This is a genomic window from Duganella sp. 3397 (assembly GCF_031456625.1).
GTDB lineage: Bacteria > Pseudomonadota > Gammaproteobacteria > Burkholderiales > Burkholderiaceae_D > Rugamonas > Rugamonas phyllosphaerae.
In genome coordinates this window covers 414,398-435,753 of record NZ_JAVDVB010000004.1, presented here as the reverse complement: position 1 = coordinate 435,753, position 21,356 = coordinate 414,398, and the positions used below count along the sequence as shown (strand labels likewise).

Here is a 21,356-nt window from a genome sequence, read left to right as displayed (position 1 = left end):
CGTTGACCAATTTGGTCAGACCACCTTAGAATGGCCTGACCAAATGGCAGAGAATTCATTCCTAAAGCCATATCTTGAAAAACGAGACAACGATGCAGAAGAGAACTTCCGCACTCCCCGAACCGCATGTCCATGAAGCACGCCTCTACCGCGTGGTGGCCGACCGCATCCAGGACCTGATCCGTACCGAAAACATCGCTCCCGGCGAACGTCTGCCGTCCGAACGCGATCTCGCCACCAAGCTCAGTGTCAGCCGTGCCTCGCTGCGCGAAGCGCTGATCGCGCTCGAACTGGGCGGCGTGATCGAGGTGCGCGGCGGTTCCGGCGTGTATGTCAGCGAGCGCCCCGCGCCCGCCGACCTGCCCGAGGCAGGTCCCGGCCCGTTCGAGGTGCTGTCGGCGCGGCGCCTGATCGAAGCGGAGATCGCGGCAATTGCCGCGCGCGTGGCCACCGACAGCGCCATCGACGCCATCCTGCAGGCAGTGGTCGAGATGGAGCAGAGCCACGCCAACTACTCGAGCAACGAGCAGGCCGACCGCAATTTCCACCTGGCGATTGCGCGCGCCACCGGCAACAGCGCGCTGGTCGGTTCGCTCAACTACTTGTGGGACCAGCGCGGCCGCCTGTGGCACAAGCTCAAGGAGCACTTCCAGACCGAGGAGCTGCGCCAGGAAACGCTCAAGGACCATCGACGCATCCTGGAGGCGATTGCCGCCCACGATCCGGCTGCCGCCCGCAAGGCCATGCGCGCCCACCTCGAACGCGTCACGCGCACGTTCTCGCGCGGCTGACAACAGCATCCGGCCGCCGCGCGCACGCCCCGCCTGCGGCGCGCGTGGCGATCAACTTATTGAGTATTTGCGACTGGCCGTGCGGTACGTGTGCTTTGCACAACAGTCGCCCCAACTGTCCGTGAGATGACCATGATGACTCGCCTGATCCTTGCTGCTCTTGCCACCTCCTCTGCGCTGCTGTGCGCGCCGGTCCACGCCGCCGAACCGGCCAAGCCGGCGCGCCTGATCCTGGTGGGCGACTCCACCATGGCCAGCAACAGCGGCTACGGCGACGCCTTCTGCGCCCGCGTCCACCGCGCCAATACCTGCATCAACCTGGCCAAGGGCGGCCGCAGCTCGGGCAGCTTCCGCGCCGAGGGCCGCTGGAATGAAGTCGAGGGGCTGCTGCGCGGCGGCGCCGCCTACAGCACCACCTATGTGCTGATCCAGTTCGGCCACAACGACCAGCCGGGCAAACCTGGCCGCTCCACCGACCTCGCCACCGAATTCCCGGCCAATATGACGCGCTACGCGCAGGAAGTGAAAGCGCTGGGCGGCATTCCGGTGCTGGTCACCCCGCTCACGCGTCGTAGTTTCCGGGACGGCGTCCTGCAAAACAACCTGACGCCGTGGGCCGACGTGATCCGCGCCACCGCCAAGGCGCAACAGGTGCCGCTGCTCGACCTCAACGCCGACAGCTTTGCCGCCGTCCAGGCGATGGGCGCCGAGCAGGCCGACACCTTTGCGGTGGAACCGCCGCCAGCTAAAAAAGACGCGGCCGCACTCACGCCCGGTAACGTGGAGGTGGCTGGCGCCGCCAAGTCGGCGTTCGACTACACCCACCTCGGCCCCAGGGGCGCGGCCTACTTTGCCGACATGGTGGTGGGGGAGATGAAAACGGCGGTGCCGGTGTCGGCCGGCCTGTTCATCGCGCCACGGCCATGACGACGGTGGTGCATATAACCACTGCAGCAGCGGCTGCGGCTGCGGTACTGCTCACTTGTGCGAGCAGCGTCCAGGCGCAAAGCGAACCGGCGCGGCGCCCTCAACTGACAGCCGAACAAGCCAGACACTACGCCTACAGCGAAGTGCTCAAGTACGTGGGACCGGCCGGCAGCGAGCGCATCGACCCGTGGGATCCGCTGGCCGATCCACTGGCACGCAATGCAGCGCTTACCCCTGATTACGTGGTGGACCAGGCGGCCAAAGCCGACGGCATAAAAATCTTCAACACGGTGCAGGCGGCGGTGAGCCGTGCGGTGGCCGACAGCAAGGCTGCGCCAACGAAGCGCCTGTACCTGCTGGTCAAACCGGGCACCTACCCGGAGCTGGTGTACGTGCCGGCAGTTGCTGCGCCGCTCACGCTGTACGGCGACGGCAAGGACGCCGCCGCCACCCGCATCACGGCCAAGCTCGACGCGTCCGCCACCGGCGCCGATTACACTGCCCTGTATGCCGGGCAGTTTGCCGACGTGGCGCCCGAGATCCGCGCCATGTTCGACAGCGTGAAAGACCGCGACCAGATTCGCACCTTCGGCACCGCCACCGTGTGGGTGCAGAGCGACGGCTTCCAGGCCCGCAACCTGACGTTCGAAAACGGCTACAACAAGGACATCGGCAACGCCCGCGCGGAAGCGCTCCCCAATGTGAACAACGTCCACCACCAGGCGCTGGCGCTGCAAGTGGACGGCGCCGACAAGGCGCAGTTCGAGAAGGTGCGCCTGATCGGCTTCCAGGACACCCTGTACGTCAAGGCCAAGGCGGTGGCCACCAGCACGCGCAGCTTCTTCAACAAATCGTATATCGAGGGTGACGTCGATTTCATTTTCGGCGACAGCACCGCCTATTTTTACCAGTCCGAGATCAAGACGCTGGGCGACCGCGGCGTGTCGTACGTGGCTGCGCCCAACACCAACATCAAAACCAGGTACGGTTTCGTGTTCGACAGCAGCCGCTTCACGCACGACGGATCGGTCAACGCGCGCGCCGGCCAGTTCCACCTGATGCGCCAGTGGTTCCACAATTCCAAGTGCACGCCGTACGCGAAGGTGGCCCTGACCGGCTACCGCTGCACGCTGGGTACAACCGACGTCTATCGCGCACCGGCAGGCACGCTCACCAAAACCACGCTGGAAACGGTGGGCAAGATGGTGGTGCTTAACTCGCGCATCGGTGCCCACATCAACCGCGAGCGACCATGGGCGGATTGGAACAAGCCGGGGGCGATTGCCTACCGGCCGGTCCAGTACAGCAGCAACGACTACTGGCACAACCTGGCCAGGAACGGCATCGATCCAGTGCGAGACCTGGGCTACGGCGCGCAGCCGTCGCCGGCCGACATCTTTGTCGCGGAATTCAATAACCAGCACGACGACGAATAACCAGGAGACCGTATGACCCCACCTATCGATACCCAGCGCCGCAGCCTGATGAAAGCCCTGCCGGCCGCCGGCCTCACCCTGGCCCTGCCCGCTACCGCCGCCGTGGCGCCCGATCCGTGGTTGCAGGCGCAAGCCATCATCGACCGAGTGTCGAAGCCTTTGAAATTCCGCCAGCAGGATTTCGTGGTGACGAAGTTTGGCGCCAAGCCGTGCAAGCTCACCAACATCAAGGCCTGGGTATCGTTCGAAGGACAGGACACGCTGGCCACGCCGGCCGCCAAGTCGCCCGACTGCTACGGCGCCATCAAGGCTGCCATCAAGGCCTGCCATGACGCCGGCGGTGGCCGCGTGGTGATCCCGGCCGGGAACTGGTACTGCGCCGGTCCCATCGTGCTGCTGTCGAACGTCAACGTGCACCTGAGCGCGGGTGCGCACATCTACTTCAGTCACGACCCGGCCGACTACGCCAGGTACGGCGATATCGATTGCGGCAAGAATGGCAAGCTGGTGGTCTCGCGCTGGCAGAGCAACGACTGCCTCAATTATTCGTCGATGATCTACGCCTACGGCCAGGACAACATCGCGTTGACCGGCGAAGACTGGACCAGCGTGCTCGATGGCCAGGGCGGCGTGCCGTTCAACGACGCGGGCGACTGCTGGTGGACCTGGAAGGGCAAGCAGAAAACCATCAACTCGATCGGCCAGGGCAACACGCCCAATTTCGTCGCCGGCAAAATGTCGGAAAATACCGAGAACCCCAACAATGCCAGGTCGCTGGCCGACATCGCCCCCGGCATCACCGACGCCGAGCGCGCGCTCATCGAAGGCAAGGATCAAAGCTGGCGCACCGACTCGAAATACCTGCCATCGCTGTCGGAAGCGGGCGTGCGGCTGGCCAGGCGCGTATTCGGCGTGGGCCACTACCTGCGCCCGCCGATGATCCAGATCATCGGCTGCACCAACGTGCTGCTGCAGGGCTACCACGTGATGCGCACGCCGTTCTGGATGCACCACCCGGTCCACTGCCGCAACCTGGTGATCCGCAAGGTGCACTGCGAAAGCCATGGCCCCAACAGCGACGGCTTCGACCCGGAAGCATGCGACCACGTGCTGGTGGAGGACTGCACCTTCGACACCGGCGACGACTGCATCGCCATCAAGGCCGGCAAGAACCAGGATACGCAATACGGCCCGTCGCAAAACATCGTGATCCAGAACTGCATCATGCACAGCGGGCACGGCGCCGTCACGCTGGGCAGCGAGATGGCCGGCGGCATCCAGAACGTGTTTGCGCAAAAGCTGGTGTTCCAGAACGCCAACTGGCAAACCAACCCGCTCAATATCGCCATCCGTTTGAAGACCAACCTCAATCGCGGCGGCTACCTGCGCAATTTCTATGTGCGCGACGTCTCGATCCCGAACGGCGTGCAGCTGACCGCTTCGCACTACGCCACTTTTCCCGACTCGCCGATCAACGGCAAGCAGGTGGCCACTGCGGCCGGCGCGGTCGTCGCCTTCGACTGCGACTACATCCCGACCGCCGATCACGTACGCACCCGGCCGCCGGTGGTCAACAACATCCACATTTCGAACGTCCGCGTCGGCAATGTGACCAAAGACGGCAAGACCGGCTCATGCTTCCAGGCCATCATGCTGCTCGGCCCTGTCGCGTCGGACTACAACGGCCCGCAACCGGCGCCGCCGGTGGTGCCGATCACCGACGTGACGATTACCGACTGCGATTTCGGCGCACCAACCAATGCGGCGGAACCGTGGTTTGTGTATAACGTGAAGGGGGTGACACTCAAGAATGTCACCATTGCGGGCAAGGTGTACAACACCGTTTTGAATGCGCCGGCATGACAACATAGCAAGCTTTGGTTGACCTGTCTTGATTTCTGACATAAGGCCACGCTTCATTGTTTGGCAACCGGCAATACCCTCCTCCGGCCTGGCGGCAACATCAGCCTCTCAGGTCAAGGAGGCCCCATGTCATACCATTACGCAGATGCCCGCTCACTCGATGGCAAACCCAAAATCGGCGACGCTGAATGCGTTACGCTGATCAGGCACTACACCAATGCCCCCGCTACACGGCTGTGGCGCCAAGGGACCAAGGTTCTTGGCAATAAAGCGATACTGCCGGGGACCGCGATCGCCAACTTCGAGAACGGGCGTTGGCCGGGTCGCAGCAAAGGCAACCATTCTGCGTTCTACCTCGGCCAGGTTTCCGACGGCATCTATGTGGTCGACCAGTGGCCCTCGCCGGAAAAGAAAAATATCTCCATCCGGTTCATCCGCAAAAAGGGCCGTCACCAGGACGGTACGTACGCGAACCCGACCGACAATGCCGATGCATTCTGGGTAATTGAATAGGAAAAGCGATGATATCTAACGCGTGTATTCCGTTGCTGCTCGCTACGCTCATGCTGGGAGCGACCGCTGGCGCCAGGGAGCAGCGTATCGTCTGTCCTGCTGAAATACCAATGTCGTCGATCCGGCTGATTGACACGCCTGAGCCATGGAAAGCCCATGTGGCGGCGTCCATACCGCTTTCCTCCGCTGGTGCCACGGCGGGACCGCCCGAACGTAAAGCCGTGCTGATGGGGGATTCGACCTGGAAAAAAGGGGCGACTGCGTGGACGACGACCTACGATCTTGCTGGCGCTGGTTTTCCTGAAGGAAAATGGATGGAGTGCAGATATGGTGAATACGATCAGATCAGCTATTCGGTGCGGCTTGATGAACGAACTAGTTCCTGCAAAGTTGAAATCGTTCAAGGCATAAAGGCCGGACAAAAAAACATCACCATTCTGTGCCAGCGGATACCGTAGAGCTTGATGCCCATTAAAAAAGGCAGGTGCTCACGCATCTGCCTTTACTTTGCTACACCATCAAGCCCCGAACGGCGTTTCCGCAACGCCTTTAACGCCAGGATCGAGCAAAATCACCGCCCCGCCCCACTCGGCATCTTCCGGTTTCCCGGACGGAATCGACGTCACCAGCAACTGGTCCAGGTGCTTGCCGCCGAACGCACACATGGCCGGTTTCAGCATCGGCACATCGAGCTTGCGGTCGAGCTTGCCCTGCGGCGTGAAGCGCAGGATGTAGCCGCCGTCGTTGCCGCACACCCAGTAACAGCCTTCGCTGTCGACTGCCGCGCCGTCGGGCCGGCCTACCGACTTGGTCAGATCGGCAAACACGCGCTGCTTGCTCGGTACGCCGTCATCGATGTCGTAGTCGAACGCCCACACCATGCGCCGCAGCGGGTGCGAGTCGGACAGGTACATGGTGCGCCCGTCCGGCGAGAAGCCCAGGCCGTTTTGCGTGAGCAGGTCGGCGACCATCGGCTTCGAGATGCCACGGCTGTCGTAGCGATACAGCTTGCCCACCGGACGCGCCTGGCCCATGTCCATGAACATGGTGCCGGACCAGAAACGGCCCTGGCGGTCGCAACGGCCATCGTTGAAGCGCATGCCCTCGCCCAGGTCGGCGCCCGGCGTGGCCAGCTTGGTCTGGACGGCAGCTTCGCCGTCATTCAGATCGAGCTGGAACACGCCGGTTTCCATGCCGGCGATCAGCCCGCCGCCGGCCCGGGTGGCGATGCAGCCTGCCATCTGGTCCAGGGTCCAGAAACGGGTGGCGCCGGTGGCCGGATCAAGCCGCCAGACGCGCTTGGCCGGAATGTCGGTCCAGTAAAAAACCGACTCCGCCGCGCTCCAGGTGGGGCTTTCCCCCACCGCGCACTTGATATCGCTTATGCGTTCCATACCAGGTCACCGTTGACGATGCGCGGAAGTTTTTCCGGATTGTCGTCAGCGAGCGAAGTTGGCAGCAGGTACGACGGCACGTCCTGGTAGCTCACTGGACGCAGGAAGCGGTCGATGGCCGACGCGCCCACCGAGGTGGTGCGGCTGTCGGACGTCGACGGGAACGGGCCGCCGTGGACCATGGCGTGCGCCACTTCCACACCGGTACCGAAACCGTTGAACAGGATACGGCCCACTTTGCGTTCCAGGATCGGCAGCAGGCGCGCGGCCAGGTCGCGGTCGTCGGCGGTGGCGTGCACGGCGCCGGTCAGCTGGCCTTCGACGTGGTTGGCAACAGCCAGCAGTTCGGCTTCGTCTTCCGCCACGACCAGCAGCGAGGTTGGTCCGAAGATTTCGCCTTCGAGCTTGTCGTCGGCCAGGAATTTCTTCGCTGGCACCTGGTACAGGAACGCTTGTGCAGCGCATGGGGCTTCGGTGCCCTGGCCGGCAGCAACCTGCTGCACGCCGTCGACGCCAGCGAGGTTTTTCACGCCGGACAGGTAGGCCTTGTGGATACCCGGGGTCAGCATGGTCGAAGCAGCCTTGGCGCCGATGGTGCCGGCGGTGGCGTCAACGAAGGCTTGCAGCTTGTCGCCCTTGATGCCGATCAAGAGGCCCGGGTTGGTGCAGAACTGGCCGGCGCCCATGGTCAGCGAATCAGCAAACGCTTGCGGCAGCTTGTCGTTGGCCAGCGCGCCTGGCAGCAGGAACACCGGGTTGATCGAGCTCATCTCGGCGTACACAGGGATTGGTTCCTTGCGTTCGGCGGCGGTTTTCATCAGTGCCAGGCCACCGGCGCGCGAGCCGGTGAAGCCCACGGCCTTGATGGCTGGATGGCTGACCAGGGCCTGGCCCACGGTCTGGCCGGAGCCGATGATCATCGAGAACACGCCAGCTGGCAGGCCGGACTCTTCCACGGCTTTGGCAACGGCTTTACCGACCAGCTCGGAGGTGCCGAGGTGGGCCGAGTGGGCCTTGACGATGACCGGGCAACCGGCGGCCAGGGCGGAGGCGGTATCGCCACCAGCCACCGAGAACGCCAGCGGGAAGTTCGAGGCGCCGAACACGGCAACCGGGCCCAGGCCGATCTTGCGCAGGCGCAGGTCGGGACGTGGCGGGGTGCGTTCCGGCAGCGCGCTGTCGAGCGTGGCGGACTGGAAGCGGCCGTCGCGCACGACTTTGGCAAACAGTTTCAGTTGATTCACGGTACGACCGCGCTCGCCTTCCAGGCGGGCTTGCGGCAGGCCGGTTTCCTGCATCGCGCGTTCGATCAGGGCCGGGCCCAGGTCCATGATGCGGTCGGCAATGGTTTCCAGGAACTTGGCGCGCACTTCCAGGCTGGTGTTGCGGTACGGGTCGAAGGCGGCGTCGGCCAGTTGGGCCGCTTGCTCCAGGTCGGCGGCGCTGGCCAGGCCGAACGCCGGTTCGATTTCCGCGTTGCGCGACGGGTCGATCGCCTTGATCGTGCCCTCTTTACCTGTCAGTGCTTTACCGCCAATGATCATTTCGCCAGCTACTTGCATATCGACTCCTTAGATGTGTGAAAAGCGCGGACCAGCCGCGCTTGAATTCAAATCAAAAAACAGGCTTCAAATTACTTGGCTTGTTTCTTGATCAGTTTGTCCAGCATGTCGCACTCTTCCGCGGTCAGGTCGGTCAGCGGAGCGCGGACCGGACCGGCATCGTGACCAACCAGGCGGGCGCCGGCCTTGACGATGCTGACGGCGTAACCGGCTTTGCGGTTGCGGATTTCCAGGTATGGCAGGAAGAACTCGTCGATCATGCGGTTTTGTTCTGCAAAGTTATCCGCAGCAACTGCATGGTAGAAGTCCATCGCCAGTTGTGGCACGAAGTTGAACACTGCCGACGAGTATACCGGAGTACCGATGGCCTTGTAGGCAGCGGCGTACACTTCAGCAGTAGGCAGGCCGCCCAGGTAGCTGAAGCGGTCGCCCATTTTGCGCCAGATCGAGACCATCAGTTCGATGTCGCCGATGCCGTCCTTGAAGCCGATCAGGTTAGGGCAACGGTCGGCCAGGCGGGCCAGCGAATCAGGGGTCAGGCGGCAGTTGGCGCGGTTGTACACGACCACGCCCAGGTTGGTGGCTTTGCAGACTTCAGCAACGTGCTCGACCAGGCCGTCCTGGCTCGCTTCGGTCAGGTAGTGTGGCAGCAGCAGCAAGCCTTGCGCACCGGCTTTCTCGGCTTCTTTGGCGTAAGCTGCAGCAACGCGGGTCGGACCACCGACGCCGGCCAGGATCGGTACCTGGCCACGGCAGGTGTCAACCGCGGTCTTGATGATTTCAGGGAATTCTTGTGGGGTCAGCGAGAAGAACTCGCCGGTGCCGCCGGCGGCGAACAGGGCGCTGGCGCCGAATGGCGACAGCCACTCCAGGCGCTCGATGTACGATTTCCTATTGAAGTCACCCTGGGCATCGAAGTCGGTGATAGGGAACGACAGCAGGCCAGAGGAAAGGATTTTTTTCAGGTCATTCGGTTGCATAACAGTCTCCAATAATCGACATCTAGTGTGTGGAAGGGGTCTCACTCGGTGTGATCACGATCATCTGCACCGGTTGTATGACATCGTACAACCATATACGACCGGGGGCAAGCACTTTCCTGAGAACCGTTACAGGGTGTGTGGCCGCCGGGCAAAACACTCACGGATTTGACTGTAACGCCAAGGTCAGGCGTCGGCTTCGATGCCCTCCTGGGCCCGTCGCAGGCGTTCGCGGCTATTGCTCAAGTGGGTGCGCATGGCCGCGCGCGCTGCTTCGGCATCCTGGCGCAGGATGGCGCGGTAGATATCGTCGTGTTCGCGGTTCACGCGCTCGAGGTAAGCTGCCGGATCGGAATGGGCCAGTTGCGCGGAGTTCACGCGCGCGCGCGGGATGATGGTGTTGCCAAGGTCGCTCAGGATATCGACAAAGTAACGGTTGCCGGTCGATTGCGCGATCAACAGGTGGAAGTGGACGTCCGCCTCCACCGAGCCCGGCAAGCCGGCCGAACTTTGAATCCGCGCCAGGGCCTCGCCCATCTGCTGCACCTGCTCTTCGCTGCGGCGGCTGGCCGCCAGCCAGGCCGCCTCGGTTTCCAGGCTGATGCGCAGTTCCAGGATGGACAGCACGTCGCCGATGGTGCGGATGGTGTCGGACGAGATGCGCAGGTTGGCCGGTTGCGGCGCCAGCACGAAGGTGCCGATGCCGTGGCGCGTTTGCACCAGGCCGGCGGCTTGCAGGTGCGAAATCGCTTCGCGCACCACGGTGCGGCTGACGCCATGCATTTCCATGATCACCGATTCGGTCGGCAGCTTTTCGCCCGGTTTCAGGGTGCCGGCCTGTATGGTCTGGGTAAAGCTTTCCACCACGCCCTGGGCCAGGTTGCGGTGCTTCTTGCGCGGCGCGGGCGTAGGCGCGAGCACTGGCGATGGTGGAATGGCGGCTGCTGCGGTGTGATTCATGGTGACGGGCTTGTTGTATGACGACTGTTGCCATTATCGCCCATGCAGCCATGCCGATCGACGCCGAATGGCGGATTTCTGGTCAAAATGATGATTAACACATCGTTTATGCCACAAACAGGGGCAATCAAACCAGCAGCGCGGCACTCATCGAAGCGGCGTCGGCGCGCGACTCGCGCAGGATCTGCTCGAGCGCGGCATTGTCGTCGATAAAACCGGCCAGGCCAGCCGGCTGGCCGGCGGGCGCCAGCGGCGAGGCCACCGGCGCCAGGTGTTTGGCGATGAGCAAGGTATCGCGCAGGCCCAGCGGTGGCGGCGTGAGCGTGGCGCCGGGCAGCGATACCACGGACAGCGCCACCGGGTCCGGGATGCACAGCTTTTTCATCAGTTCGCGGGCGATGATTTCCTGCGGTGCGCCAAACCAGTCGGCCGGGTCGTCCAGCAGGCCAGGCATGTCGTCGGCCCTGGACAGCAGGTAAAAGCCCCCTGCTTCGTGGATGATGCCGGCGAACAGCGCGGTGTCGGGATCGGTGGCGGTCAGCTTGCCGCCGATCACATACGACAGCGCGGCCACGTGGGCGGTATGGCGCCATAATTGCTCGGCCTTGGCACGCAGTTGCGGGTCGCGGATGCGTGCGCCGAATTGGCGCACCACCATCGCTGCCGCCATCGAGTACAGGTGGCGGTAGCCCACGCGCGCCACGGCGGCGCGCACGCTGGTAATCGGCGTGCCGCCCCGGTTGAACACGGCGGCATTGGCCAGCGCCACGGTGCGGGCGGCCAGGACCGGCTCGGCCAGCACACAGCGCAGCACCTCTTCGGCCTCGGCATCGGGATCGGCCAGCATCATCTGCAGGCGCAGGGCCGCGTTGACGCTGGTAGGGAAGACCAGCTCGCCGCGCGCGGCTTGCGTCACTATCTGCGAGATCTGGTTAAGTTTAATCATGGAAACATTATAGCCGCACGGCCAATGATGCCTCAACCGCTTTCATGCGCGGTGTGTGGGATGGGGCCCCGCGCCGGTACGCGGGGCTTTGCTGCGGTATTACTCTTTTACAGGTGCGCGGAAATTTGCGGCAGCAGGTCGTCAAAGGTACGGCCGTTGCCGTTTTCGCCGATCGCGTGCATTTTCCAGGCGCCGTTGTGACGGTAGACCTTGGCCATGATCTGGGCCGAGTGCGGGCCTTGTACCGACAGGTTGAAGCGCGCCACTTCCTGACCGTTGCTGGCATCGACCAGGCGGCAGTAGGCGTTTTCCACCTGCGCGAAGGTCTGGCCGGTGAAGCTGTTGACGGTAAATACCAGGCTCTTGACGGTCGCCGGCACGGCGCCCAGGTCGACGTTGATCTGTTCGTCGTCGCCATCGCCGGCGCCGGTGCGGTTGTCACCGGTGTGGACCACGCTGCCGTCCTTGCTGCGCAGCTGGCGGAACCAGATCACGTCCACCGGACTGTTGCCTTCGTCGAACATGACGACCGAGGCGTCGAGATCGACCGCTTCGCTCTTCGAGCCGAAGCCGAGGAAGCCCTTGGACTTGATGGCATCCCAGCCCAGGCCCATGGTGACCTTGCCGAGGGCGCCGCCGCCTTGTTTTTCCAGATTGATCTTCTGGCCTTTGCTCAAACTGACTGACATGTTTGTTCTCCTTGATTGTAGGTTTTACTGGGCCGGGGTCTGCACCCAGGTTTTGAAGGCCGTGCTGTTGCGCGAGCAGATCAGCACTTTGCCGCTGCCGGAAAAGCGCAGCACCATGCCTTCGCCGCTGGTCTGGCTATTGACCAGGTTGCCGAGGAAGCCGCTGCTGCCACCGGTGGTGACCGATATCTCGTAGCGCAGGCGACTGTCCCACGCCACCACGTGCGCATTGTCGATGACGACGTCGCGCCCGGGCGTGACGTCCAGCTGCGACATCGACCCGAAGCCCGACACCGCCACCTGGCCATTGCCACCGGTCTCGGTGATGAAGAAGCCGCCGCTCTGGGCGAACAGCGCATTGCCCAGGTTTTGCGTACGCACCTTCAGCTCCACCGTTTCGGACGCCGCCACGAAGGCGCCGTCGCTGAGCATGTACTGCTCCTTGCCGACATCGAGGATTTGCACCGCGCCCGGCAGCCGCGGCGACAGCAGGCAATCGCCGTCGCCGCGCACCGCTTCGATATGCTGCTGGAAGAAGGATTCGCCGTTGGCAAAGCGCCGCATGATGGCAGCACCAATGCCGCCGGTCATCTTGCCCTTGAGGTCAAGCGCCTCTTCCATCATCACCATCGCATCGGACTCGCAGTAAATCTTTTCACCGCGTGCCAGCGACACATGCAGGAACGGATCGATATCACCGGTGACCGAAAATTTTGGCATGACGAATCCTTTCCTGGTTTAAACGCTGACGCCGAACGAGGCTGCGAGAGGGCCGAGGCCGCCCTTGAAGCCCTGGCCCACGGCCTTGAACTTCCACTCGGCGCCGTTGCGATACACCTCGCCGAAGATCATGGCCGACTCGGTCGAACCGTCTTCCGACAGGTCGTAGCGGGCAATTTCCGCTTCGCCGGCAGCGTTGACGGTGCGCACATAGGCCTTTTGCACCTGGCCGAAGTTCTGCTTGCGGGCGTCGCCGTCGTGGATGGTCACGCAAATGGCGATGCGCTCGATATCGGCCGGCACGGTGGCCAGGTCGATGGTAACGGTTTCGTCGTCGCCGGCGCCGTCGCCGGTGCGGTTGTCACCGGAGTGGGTGACGGCGCCGTCGGACGACTTGAGGTTGTTGTAGAAGATGAAGTCGTTGTCGGCGCGAACTTTGCCGTCGGCCTTGAGCAGGAATGCAGAACCGTCCAGGTCGAACGCGCTGCCATCGGTGGAGCGCACGTCCCAGCCGAGGCCGACGATGATTTTCGACAGGCCTGGGGCTTCTTTGCTCAGATTAACGTTACCGCCTTTTTGCAGACTGATTGCCATGGTAAGACTCCTTAAAAAGAAAACCGGACTAGGGGTACTACAGGGGACCTCGAAAAACCGTAGCGAGCGGTTCGTTATCGTCGCGAGTAGCGGAAGCGTACGGCTGTACGCTGAGCAACGGAGCGGCGATAGCGGATCGCGCAGTAGGTTTTTCGAGGTCCCCTACACTGCAGCGAGCCGTGTCCGTAATAGACGGCCCGCTGTGTTCTTTGGTTCTTGCTTGAGCTTTAATTCATTTCGCTGCGATGGCCGCAGTAGCTTCCTGCTGACGACGGTAACGAATCGAGGACCAGACCGAGGCGGCAATGAACGCTACACCGATCAGGCCGGTAAAGATTTCCGGCACGTGGAACTTCATACTTGCCAACATGATCGCCGCCAGGATACCGATGGCGTAGTGGGCGCCGTGCTCAAGATACACGAACTGGTCGAGAGTACCTTTTTTCACTAGGTACACCGTCATCGAACGCACGAACATCGCGCCGATGGCCAGGCCCAGCATGATGATCACGACGTCGGTGGTGATGGCAAACGCGCCGATCACGCCGTCAAAGCTGAACGATGCATCAAGCACTTCCAGGTACAGGAAACCGCCGATACCGCCCTTTTTGACCATGTCGCCGACATCGCTGCCGCCTTCTTCCTCTTTTTCCAGCAGGCTGCTGATCGCATCGACACCGACGTACACCAGGATGCCCCACAGACCGGAGATCAGCACGACCAGTTTTTGCGCTTCGGTGACGATGCTCATGCAGCCCAGCAGCACGGCCAGCGAAATCATCACCGAGATCGACGAGACCTTGCCCAGCGAACCGAGCTTCTTTTCGAAGTTACCGAGCCAGTGCACTTCCTTGTCGCTGTCGAGCAGGAAGTTCAGGAATACCAGCAGCAGGAACATGCCACCGAAGGCCGCCACTTCCGCGTGGTGGTTGGTCAGGTGCATCGAATAGGTTTTCGGATCGTTCAGTGCCAGCGTCCACACATCCATGATGCTGATGTCGGCGGCAACCGCCACGATGACCAGCGGGAACAGCAAGCGCATACCGAACACGGCGATGATGATGCCCAGGCCCAGGAACAGCTTTTGCCAGAATTCGTCCCAGTTCTTCAGGACCGACGCGTTGACCACCGCGTTATCGAACGACAGCGACACTTCCATCGCCGCCAAAATCACTGCCACGCCGAACGCCGACAGCGCCCCGCTCCATCCGCCCAATTCGTAACCCCACCAGCCGGCCAAACCCAGGCAGATGAAGGTCACGAGGAAGGAAATTCTGAAATGCTTCATGGATTTCTCTCGTTGTAAGTTATAAATCGACACCTGGCAGTATAGGGTCTGACAACTCATTTAAAAATAGAAGATAATTGAAGTATTACTTCGTATTAATTGAAGAGTTGTTGATGAAAACCAGCGGTCTGAACTATCGTCACTTGTACTTTTTCTGGATCGTTGCCAAGGAAGGCGGCGTCACCCGCGCGGCCGAGCGGCTGGGGCTGGCGGTGCAAACCATCAGCATGCAGCTCTCCGCGCTGGAACTATCGATAGGCAAGCAACTGCTGGAGCCACAGGGCCGGCGCCTGGTGCCTACCGAGGCCGGCAGGTTGGCGCTCAGCTATTGCGAGCAGATTTTTTTGCTGGGCGACCAGTTGCAGGATGCGCTCGACGAAGCCGAGGCCGGCAAGATGCGGTTGACCGTCGGCATTTCCGACTCGCTGCCCAAGCTGATCGCGTTCCGCCTGCTGCAAGCCACGCAGACCATGAACAAGCAGGTGCGGCTGGTGTGCATGGAAGACGAATTCGAAAACCTGCTGGCCGACCTGGCTCTGGGCAAGCTCGACGTGGTGCTGACCGACCGCACCGTGCGCGCCGGCGGCAGCCTCAAGGTGTTCAGCCACCTGCTGGGCGAGAGCGACATGAAGCTGTTCGGTGTGCCGCGCCTGGCGGACAAATATCGCGGCAACTTCCCGGCCAGCCTGCACCACGCGCCACTGTTGGTACCCACCCGCAACAACGCGCTGCGCGGACGGATCGATACCTGGCTGGTGCAGCACAAGGTGCGCGCCGAGATCGCCGGCGAATTCGAAGACAACGCCATGCTCAATACGTTCGGCCGTAACGGCATGGGCCTGTTCTTCGCCCCGTCGGCGCTGGCGCACGACATCGAAGACCAGCTGGGCGCGGTACTGGTAGGCGACGCCCCCGAACTGCGCGAACACTTCTACGCCATCTCCAACGAACGCAAGATCCGCCACCCCGCAATCGAAGCCATCATCTCGGCCGTCCACAGCGGCCTATTCGCCCACTGAGCGCCTGACACTTCGGGGTCAGTGCCGACATTCGGACATTTTTGAACCTTTTTATTGAAGTGCGCATCAAAGAAAAAGTTCCGCAATGTCCGAATGTCGGCACTGACCCTCGAATTTGGGGCCTCCCGAAAGAGGCAATTCGTGCTGCTTTGGGCCGCTGTCGTTTAATATAGGCGTTTTTATACGAAGAAATTCGCCGCTCGGCCCCTATGCAAAACGTTCTGCTTGTCGTGCTCGCCCTATTTTTGGTCGCGCTCAATGGATTCTTTGTGGCGGCCGAATTCGGCATTGTCACGCTGCGTAAAACCCGGGTACGGGCAATTGCCAAGACGCAGGGGCTGCGGGGGCGCATCCTCGGCAAGGTCCACGGCGAACTCGACGCCTACCTGTCGGCCTGCCAGCTTGGTATCACGTTGGCCTCGCTGGGCCTGGGCTGGGTGGGCGAGCCAGCCTTTGCCAGCCTGCTCGAGCCGGTGCTCACCGCCATCGGCATCACCAAGCCCGAAGTGGTGCATGGCATCGCCTTCGTGTTTGCCTTCAGCGTAATTTCCTTCCTGCACATCGTGGTGGGCGAACTGGCACCGAAGTCGCTGGCCATCCGCATGCCCGAAGCCGTGGGCCTCTGGGCCGCGCCGCCGCTGTATATTTTCTACTGGATCATGTACCCGTTCATCTGGGTACTGAACGCCAGCGCCAACATGGTGCTGCGCATTGCCGGCCTGTCCGGCAAGGGCGGCCACGACAGCCATTACTCGGTCGACGAACTCAAGCTGATCCTGCGCACCAGCCAGCCGGGCGAAAAGTTCAACAAGGACGAGCGCAACATCCTGGCCCATTCGCTCGATTTTTCCGACCTGGCAGTCTCGGACCTGATGCGCCCGATTAACGAGGTGATCAGCCTGCACGCGAGCCGCACCCTGGCCGACAACCTCGACACCATGCTGCGCAACCGCTTCAGCCGCTATCCGTACTACGACCGCGACGGCGAGACCGTGCTGGGCGTGGTGCACCTGAAAGACCTGTTCTTCGCCCAGCAGTCGGGCAAGCCGATTACCGACCTGCTGCCGTTCCTGCGACCGGTGGAAACCATTTCCGCGCGCACGCCGGCGCTGGAACAGTTCCGCCGCTTCCGCGATGGCGCCCCGCACTTCGCGCTGATCGGCGAAAAAGGCAAGCGGCCGGTGGGCTTCATAACGCTCGACAATTTGCTCGGCGCCATGGTCGGCGAAATCCACGACGAATTCCGCCTCAACGAAAACGACTGGCTCAAGCAGCCCGACGGCACCTTGATCGGCAAGGCCAGCCTGCCGATCTTCTCGCTCGAACGCACGCTGGGCATCGATATCGAAAACGAGGAACTGGGCATGGAGGAAGTGGAATCGGTGGGCGGGCTGATCATGGTCAAGCTCGGCGACATCCCCAAGCAGGGCCAGCGCATCAGCTTTCGGCATTTCGATATTGTGGCGAAAAAAATGAACGGACCGCGTATCCTGCTGGTCAAGGTGATACCGAAGGACGACACTGAAGATAACGCGGATCTGGATTAAGGCGCCTGATGACTGACTCGATCACGAAAGCCACCGCCGCCCCCACTGTGTAGGCCACCAGGTCCAGCCAACCGAACGCCGTCCCCAGCACCAGGTGCCCGAGCGGATGCACACGTACGGCCACGATCCACGGCGCCTGGTACAGCTGGCCGAACTCCACCGCCCCGGAAATCGCCAAGGCGCCCAGCGCCAGCTGCAGGACGCTCAGGCGCGGTGCGATCACGGCCAGGCCGAAGAACACCATCATGGTCCATAGCGCGTCGCCCGGGTACTTGCCCAGCGCGGCCGGAAACAACCAGGGGAATTTGCGCGACGCCAGGCCCAGTGCGATTACCGCCAGCACGATCGCACAATAAACCAGACGGTTGCGCGGCTTGATAAGAGCGCTCACTCCTGCTGCGCGGTGTAGTTGCGCAGCAACCCCATGCCTACCGCCAGCAGGGTCGGGCCGATGAACAGGCCCACGAAGCCGAACGCCAGCACGCCGCCCATCACGCCCAGCAGCACCAGGATGAACGGCAGGCTGCTGCCACGGCTGATCAGCAGCGGCTTGACCACGTTATCGACGCCACTGATCAACAGCACGCCCCAGATCGCCATGAAGATGGCCCAGCCGGTCTGGCCGTGGTCGAACAGCCAGATGGTGGCGCCGATCCAGATGATCGGCGGCCCGACCGGAATCAGGGAAAACAGGAAGGTGGCCACCGACAGCAGCGCGACAGCCGGCACGCCGGCAATCAGGAAGCCTGCCGCCGCCACCACCGATTGCGCCAGCGCCGTGCCCAAGAGGCCGTACATCACACCGCGCACGGTGCGACCGATCGTGTCCGACACCGACCTGGCCTGTTCGGCGCCGATCAGCTTGTCCATTCCCCTGCTAAGCGAAGCGAGCATGGTAACGCCATCGCGGTACAGGAAGAAGCTGACGAACACGGCCAGGCTTACCTGCGCCACGCCGCTGCCCAGCAGCACGCCGCCACCGAGCAACAGGTGGCGCGCCGGCTCGAGCAGGTTCTTGGCAACGTTGAGCAATTCCTCGCGGCTGCCCAGCAACTTGCGCAAATAGGTGTCGATCATCTCGCCCACCAGCGGCAGATCGCGCAGCCAGCCCGGCGGCGCCAGCGTGCCGCTGCCAAGGCTGGCCTTGAAGTGGTCGTAGAACGAGGCGGCGTTGTCGGCGATATTCCAGGTCACCAGGGTCAGCGGCACCAGAATCAGCAGGGTCAATCCCACGCTCATGATCGCGGCAGCGATCGAGCGCCGGCCCTTGACCTCGTTCAGCAGGCGCAGGTACAGCGGCCAGCTCGAGATGGTGATGGCGCAGGCAAACAGGATCGCCGCCACGAACGGGCGCAGCACGATCAGGCAGCCGATGACCAGCAGGATGACGGCGGCGAGCCGGGTGAACGGTTGAAAGCGTTGGCGCATGGCAGTTACAACAGCTGTTCGATATCGTGCACGATGGCCGCCTGGCCTTTGGCGTGCGGCACCATCAGGCGCACCTTGCCGTGCTTGTCGAAGATGTAGCTCGCTGCCGTGTGGTCCACCGAGTAGTTGACGGCATCGGTGCCGGGCACCTTGGCATAGAAGATCTTGAATTCCTTGGCCACCGCTGCGGTCTGCGCGGGTGTGCCGTACAGGCCGATAAAGCGCGGATCGAAGGTGGGCACGTATTGCGCCAGCAGCGGCTGGGTGTCGCGCTCGGGATCGACGGTGACGAACAGCACCTGCACCTGGTCCGCCCTGGGACCGAGGGCTTTCATCACGCCGGCCATCTCGGCCATGGTGGTGGGACAGACGTCCGGGCACTGGGTAAAGCCGAAGAACATCACCACCACCTTACCACGGAAATCGGCCATGGTGCGCGGCTTGCCGGTATGGTCGGTCAGCGCGAAGTCTTTCGCAAAGGCGGCGCCGGTGATGTCGACATTCTGGAAGCTCTGCGAGGAAGTTTTCTCGCCGCAGCCGGCCATGATCATGGAGACGGCCAGCACGGCCAACGCGAACAGTTTCTTCATATTTTGATGTAGTGGTCCACCAGCAGCGCCGCGAACAGCAAGCCCAGGTACATGATCGACCAGGCAAACGCCTTGCGGGCCACCTGGTCGGAATAATGGCGGTAAATCTTCCACGAATGGCGCAGGAAGACCGCGTTGAGGATGATGGCAGCGACCAGGTAAATCAGTCCGCTCATTTGCACCACGTAAGGCAGCACCGTGGTGGCGGCCAGCGCGATCGAGTACAGCCACACGTGGAACTGCGTGTATTCCATGCCATGCGTGACCGGCAGCATCGGCAGGCCCGACTTGGCGTAATCGTCGCGGCGGTACAGCGCCAGCGCCCAGAAGTGCGGCGGGGTCCAGACGAAAATGATCATCACCAAGAGCCACGCTTCGGCCGGCACTTCGTTGGTCATCGCGGCCCAGCCCAGCGCTGGCGGCATGGCGCCCGACAGGCCGCCGATGACGATGTTCTGCGGCGTGGCAGGCTTCAAGATCATGGTGTAGATCACCGCGTAGCCGACAAAGCTGAAGAACGTGAGCCACATGGTGAGCGGATTGACCAGCGCATACAAAATCCACATGCCGGCGCCGCCGATCAGCAGCGCGAACACCACGGTTTCGCCAACGGTGACGTCGCCCATGGCATTCGGGCGGCGCGCGGTGCGGGCCATGCGGGCGTCGATCTCGCGCTCGGCCAGGCAGTTCACTGCGAAGGCCGCGCTGGTGAGCAGGAAAATACCCAGGGTGGCCGGCACCGCCACGCGCCAGTCAGGAATCCCGTCCGTCGCCAGGAACATGCCGATGATGGCGCAAAACACCGCCATCTGGGTGATGCGCGGCTTGGTCAGCGCCCAGAACTGCGAGGCGCGGTGGGAGGATTTGGTCAGAGTCTGCGTGGTCATGATGTCATTTCGAAGCCCGTCGCCGGATGGCAAACAGATGGCAAACTATTGCTGCTTCAACGGTAAATTATGCGATAAACCAGCACCCGATGCTGCTTTTTTGGCAAGATCGTGCTGGAATTTAGCCTTGTAGTTTAACACGGTCAGCAAAAGTACCAGCAGCGCCGCCCCGGCGTTATGCAACACCGCAATGGTCAGCGGGAAGCTGAAGTAGATCGTCGCCAGGCCGGTGGCGATCTGCGCCACCAGCACGATGGCGATGGCGCGCGCGGTGTTATGCAGGACCACGTTGCCCCACGCGCGCCACGCCGTGTAACCGGCCACCAGCGCCACGATGAAGCCGGCGTTGCGATGCACCCAGTGGATCGCCGTCAGCGCCGCGAACGGTATGTAATGGCCGGCGGCGGTCTTGCCCAGTTCGCGCCACAGGGTAAAGCCGTGCTGGAAGTCCATGTCCGGCACCAGCTTGCCGCCACACAGCGGGAAATCGGTGCAGGCCAGCGTGGCGTAGTTGGTACTCACCCAGCCACCGAGGGCGATCTGCACCACCAGCAATAGGGCCGAGATACCGGCCAGCCAGCGGATCTTGCGCATCGCGGTGGGCGAACCGGACAGCGTGCGCACCGGCGCAATCAGCTGGTTCTGGCGGCCGCCGTACCACACCAGCAGCGCCAGCAAACCCATGCCCAGCAGCAAGTGGATGGTGACGATCACCGGTTGCAGTTTCATGGTCACGGTCCAGGCACCGAACGCGCCTTGCAGGCAGACGAAGAAGAACAAGAAGGTCGGCATCCCGGGCTTGTACTCGGGGCGGGTACCCTTCGATTTACACCACTGGTACCACGCCTGCGCCATCATCGCCACGATCAGCACGCCGATCGCCATGGCCAGGTAACGGTGGATCATCTCGATCCAGGCCTTGGCCACGGTGACCGGGCCGGTGGGGTTGAGGGTTTCGGCGGCGACAATTTCGGCATGGGCCAGGAACGGGTTGGCGGCGCCGTAACAGCCGGGCCAGTCTGGGCAGCCGAGGCCGGAATCGGTCAGCCGGGTAAACGCGCCAAACACGATCAGGTCGAACGTGAGAAATACGCTCACCCAGATCAGCTTGCGGTACTTGTTGGCGTCGGACGATGTCCATACCAGCGACAGCGGCAGCAGCGCTACCAGCAGCGCCGTGATGGCCATTTGAGCGAGAGTCAGGTGCATCGTATATCTATCC

22 protein-coding genes are annotated in these 21,356 nt (G+C 62.5%); 8 read left to right on the top strand and 14 right to left on the bottom strand.

The window, feature by feature from the left end:
- Positions 1 to 92 precede the first annotated feature (92 nt).
- From J2X54_RS14755 to J2X54_RS14730, 6 genes are all read left to right on the top strand, one after another.
- Entirely contained in the window at positions 93 to 791 is a 699-nt protein-coding gene (locus J2X54_RS14755) for a FadR/GntR family transcriptional regulator (protein ID WP_070248231.1), read from the top strand.
- Positions 792 to 923: 132 nt separating this feature from the next.
- Positions 924 to 1,718, top strand: a complete 795-nt coding sequence (locus J2X54_RS14750; protein ID WP_310181588.1) for a rhamnogalacturonan acetylesterase — start codon at positions 924 to 926, stop codon at positions 1,716 to 1,718.
- Positions 1,719 to 1,726: 8 nt separating this feature from the next.
- Positions 1,727 to 3,154: a pectinesterase family protein gene (locus J2X54_RS14745; RefSeq protein ID WP_310181586.1), complete on the top strand. Its 1,428-nt coding sequence runs from the start codon at positions 1,727 to 1,729 to the stop codon at positions 3,152 to 3,154.
- Positions 3,155 to 3,166: 12 nt separating this feature from the next.
- Positions 3,167 to 5,017: a glycoside hydrolase family 28 protein gene (locus tag J2X54_RS14740; RefSeq protein WP_310181585.1), complete on the top strand. Its 1,851-nt coding sequence runs from the start codon at positions 3,167 to 3,169 to the stop codon at positions 5,015 to 5,017.
- Positions 5,018 to 5,143: 126 nt separating this feature from the next.
- Complete coding sequence (locus J2X54_RS14735) at positions 5,144 to 5,530, top strand: BPSL0067 family protein (protein WP_310181584.1); 387 nt, start codon at positions 5,144 to 5,146, stop codon at positions 5,528 to 5,530.
- Positions 5,531 to 5,538: 8 nt separating this feature from the next.
- On the top strand, positions 5,539 to 5,988 hold the full coding sequence (locus J2X54_RS14730) for an STY0301 family protein (RefSeq protein WP_310181582.1): 450 nt from the start codon (positions 5,539 to 5,541) through the stop codon (positions 5,986 to 5,988).
- A 60-nt stretch (positions 5,989 to 6,048) separates the two neighbouring features.
- Here J2X54_RS14730 and J2X54_RS14725 read toward each other — a convergent pair whose 3' ends face one another.
- From J2X54_RS14725 to J2X54_RS14685, 9 genes are all read right to left on the bottom strand, one after another.
- A complete protein-coding gene (locus J2X54_RS14725) occupies positions 6,049 to 6,924 on the bottom strand; it encodes an SMP-30/gluconolactonase/LRE family protein (RefSeq protein ID WP_310181581.1) in 876 nt (291 codons plus the stop codon).
- Positions 6,912 to 8,486: an aldehyde dehydrogenase (NADP(+)) gene (locus tag J2X54_RS14720; protein WP_070248236.1), complete on the bottom strand. Its 1,575-nt coding sequence runs from the start codon at positions 8,484 to 8,486 to the stop codon at positions 6,912 to 6,914. Before J2X54_RS14720 ends, J2X54_RS14725 begins: the two co-directional genes overlap by 13 nt.
- A 71-nt stretch (positions 8,487 to 8,557) precedes the next feature.
- On the bottom strand, positions 8,558 to 9,466 hold the full coding sequence (kdgD, locus tag J2X54_RS14715; RefSeq protein ID WP_310181579.1) for a 5-dehydro-4-deoxyglucarate dehydratase: 909 nt from the start codon (positions 9,464 to 9,466) through the stop codon (positions 8,558 to 8,560).
- Positions 9,467 to 9,652: 186 nt separating this feature from the next.
- Complete coding sequence (locus tag J2X54_RS14710) at positions 9,653 to 10,426, bottom strand: FadR/GntR family transcriptional regulator (protein WP_310181578.1); 774 nt, start codon at positions 10,424 to 10,426, stop codon at positions 9,653 to 9,655.
- Positions 10,427 to 10,553: 127 nt separating this feature from the next.
- Positions 10,554 to 11,372, bottom strand: a complete 819-nt coding sequence (locus J2X54_RS14705) for an HDOD domain-containing protein (protein ID WP_070248240.1) — start codon at positions 11,370 to 11,372, stop codon at positions 10,554 to 10,556.
- A gap of 107 nt (positions 11,373 to 11,479) precedes the next feature.
- Positions 11,480 to 12,061, bottom strand: a complete 582-nt coding sequence (locus tag J2X54_RS14700; RefSeq protein WP_310181576.1) for a TerD family protein — start codon at positions 12,059 to 12,061, stop codon at positions 11,480 to 11,482.
- A 24-nt stretch (positions 12,062 to 12,085) separates the two neighbouring features.
- Positions 12,086 to 12,781, bottom strand: coding sequence for a TIGR00266 family protein (locus J2X54_RS14695; RefSeq protein WP_070248243.1), 696 nt, complete (start codon positions 12,779 to 12,781; stop codon positions 12,086 to 12,088).
- A gap of 18 nt (positions 12,782 to 12,799) precedes the next feature.
- Positions 12,800 to 13,375: a TerD family protein gene (locus J2X54_RS14690; RefSeq protein WP_070248245.1), complete on the bottom strand. Its 576-nt coding sequence runs from the start codon at positions 13,373 to 13,375 to the stop codon at positions 12,800 to 12,802.
- A 232-nt stretch (positions 13,376 to 13,607) separates the two neighbouring features.
- Entirely contained in the window at positions 13,608 to 14,663 is a 1,056-nt protein-coding gene (locus tag J2X54_RS14685) for a DUF475 domain-containing protein (RefSeq protein ID WP_070248246.1), read from the bottom strand.
- A 113-nt stretch (positions 14,664 to 14,776) separates the two neighbouring features.
- Between J2X54_RS14685 and nhaR the strand changes: the two genes are divergently transcribed.
- Together nhaR and J2X54_RS14675 are read left to right on the top strand one after the other, a co-directional pair.
- Entirely contained in the window at positions 14,777 to 15,682 is a 906-nt protein-coding gene (gene nhaR / locus J2X54_RS14680; RefSeq protein ID WP_070248249.1) for a transcriptional activator NhaR, read from the top strand.
- A 209-nt stretch (positions 15,683 to 15,891) separates the two neighbouring features.
- Positions 15,892 to 17,229 carry a hemolysin family protein gene (locus tag J2X54_RS14675; RefSeq protein WP_310181574.1) on the top strand — a complete coding sequence of 446 codons (1,338 nt, stop codon included), beginning with the start codon at positions 15,892 to 15,894 and terminating at the stop codon, positions 17,227 to 17,229.
- On the opposite strand, the gene J2X54_RS14670 is transcribed toward J2X54_RS14675, so the two are convergent.
- Genes J2X54_RS14670 through J2X54_RS14650 form a run of 5 tightly spaced genes read right to left on the bottom strand, consistent with a single transcriptional unit; the run spans position 17,180 to position 21,343 of the window.
- Positions 17,180 to 17,620, bottom strand: a complete 441-nt coding sequence (locus tag J2X54_RS14670) for a DUF2809 domain-containing protein (RefSeq protein ID WP_310181572.1) — start codon at positions 17,618 to 17,620, stop codon at positions 17,180 to 17,182. The genes J2X54_RS14675 and J2X54_RS14670 overlap by 50 nt on opposite strands.
- The gene (locus J2X54_RS14665; RefSeq protein ID WP_310181571.1) at positions 17,617 to 18,657 is read right to left on the bottom strand and encodes an AI-2E family transporter; all 1,041 of its coding nucleotides are present in this window, start codon (positions 18,655 to 18,657) and stop codon (positions 17,617 to 17,619) included. Before J2X54_RS14665 ends, J2X54_RS14670 begins: the two co-directional genes overlap by 4 nt.
- Before the next feature lie 5 nt (positions 18,658 to 18,662).
- A complete protein-coding gene (locus tag J2X54_RS14660) occupies positions 18,663 to 19,247 on the bottom strand; it encodes an SCO family protein (RefSeq protein WP_310181570.1) in 585 nt (194 codons plus the stop codon).
- Positions 19,244 to 20,134, bottom strand: coding sequence for a heme o synthase (cyoE, locus tag J2X54_RS14655; RefSeq protein ID WP_070248261.1), 891 nt, complete (start codon positions 20,132 to 20,134; stop codon positions 19,244 to 19,246). Before cyoE ends, J2X54_RS14660 begins: the two co-directional genes overlap by 4 nt.
- Positions 20,135 to 20,179: 45 nt before the next feature.
- Complete coding sequence (locus J2X54_RS14650; RefSeq protein WP_310181568.1) at positions 20,180 to 21,343, bottom strand: COX15/CtaA family protein; 1,164 nt, start codon at positions 21,341 to 21,343, stop codon at positions 20,180 to 20,182.
- Between the last annotated feature and the right edge of the window lie 13 nt (positions 21,344 to 21,356).

Excerpts from the sequence above, each read along its gene's own strand:
- J2X54_RS14705 (WP_070248240.1), bottom strand. The coding sequence starts at position 11,372 with ATGATTAAACTTAACCAGATCTCGCAGATAGTGACGCAAGCCGCGCGC.
- J2X54_RS14685 (WP_070248246.1), bottom strand. The coding sequence starts at position 14,663 with ATGAAGCATTTCAGAATTTCCTTCCTCGTGACCTTCATCTGCCTGGGT.
- J2X54_RS14740 (WP_310181585.1), top strand. The coding sequence starts at position 3,167 with ATGACCCCACCTATCGATACCCAGCGCCGCAGCCTGATGAAAGCCCTG.
- J2X54_RS14665 (WP_310181571.1), bottom strand. The coding sequence starts at position 18,657 with ATGCGCCAACGCTTTCAACCGTTCACCCGGCTCGCCGCCGTCATCCTG.
- J2X54_RS14695 (WP_070248243.1), bottom strand. The coding sequence starts at position 12,781 with ATGCCAAAATTTTCGGTCACCGGTGATATCGATCCGTTCCTGCATGTG.
- J2X54_RS14720 (WP_070248236.1), bottom strand. The coding sequence starts at position 8,486 with ATGCAAGTAGCTGGCGAAATGATCATTGGCGGTAAAGCACTGACAGGT.
- J2X54_RS14700 (WP_310181576.1), bottom strand. The coding sequence starts at position 12,061 with ATGTCAGTCAGTTTGAGCAAAGGCCAGAAGATCAATCTGGAAAAACAA.
- J2X54_RS14735 (WP_310181584.1), top strand. The coding sequence starts at position 5,144 with ATGTCATACCATTACGCAGATGCCCGCTCACTCGATGGCAAACCCAAA.
- J2X54_RS14690 (WP_070248245.1), bottom strand. The coding sequence starts at position 13,375 with ATGGCAATCAGTCTGCAAAAAGGCGGTAACGTTAATCTGAGCAAAGAA.
- J2X54_RS14755 (WP_070248231.1), top strand. The coding sequence starts at position 93 with ATGCAGAAGAGAACTTCCGCACTCCCCGAACCGCATGTCCATGAAGCA.
- nhaR (WP_070248249.1), top strand. The coding sequence starts at position 14,777 with ATGAAAACCAGCGGTCTGAACTATCGTCACTTGTACTTTTTCTGGATC.
- J2X54_RS14650 (WP_310181568.1), bottom strand. The coding sequence starts at position 21,343 with ATGCACCTGACTCTCGCTCAAATGGCCATCACGGCGCTGCTGGTAGCG.
- J2X54_RS14750 (WP_310181588.1), top strand. The coding sequence starts at position 924 with ATGATGACTCGCCTGATCCTTGCTGCTCTTGCCACCTCCTCTGCGCTG.
- J2X54_RS14660 (WP_310181570.1), bottom strand. The coding sequence starts at position 19,247 with ATGAAGAAACTGTTCGCGTTGGCCGTGCTGGCCGTCTCCATGATCATG.
- J2X54_RS14725 (WP_310181581.1), bottom strand. The coding sequence starts at position 6,924 with ATGGAACGCATAAGCGATATCAAGTGCGCGGTGGGGGAAAGCCCCACC.
- J2X54_RS14730 (WP_310181582.1), top strand. The coding sequence starts at position 5,539 with ATGATATCTAACGCGTGTATTCCGTTGCTGCTCGCTACGCTCATGCTG.
- J2X54_RS14675 (WP_310181574.1), top strand. The coding sequence starts at position 15,892 with ATGCAAAACGTTCTGCTTGTCGTGCTCGCCCTATTTTTGGTCGCGCTC.
- cyoE (WP_070248261.1), bottom strand. The coding sequence starts at position 20,134 with ATGACCACGCAGACTCTGACCAAATCCTCCCACCGCGCCTCGCAGTTC.
- J2X54_RS14710 (WP_310181578.1), bottom strand. The coding sequence starts at position 10,426 with ATGAATCACACCGCAGCAGCCGCCATTCCACCATCGCCAGTGCTCGCG.
- kdgD (WP_310181579.1), bottom strand. The coding sequence starts at position 9,466 with ATGCAACCGAATGACCTGAAAAAAATCCTTTCCTCTGGCCTGCTGTCG.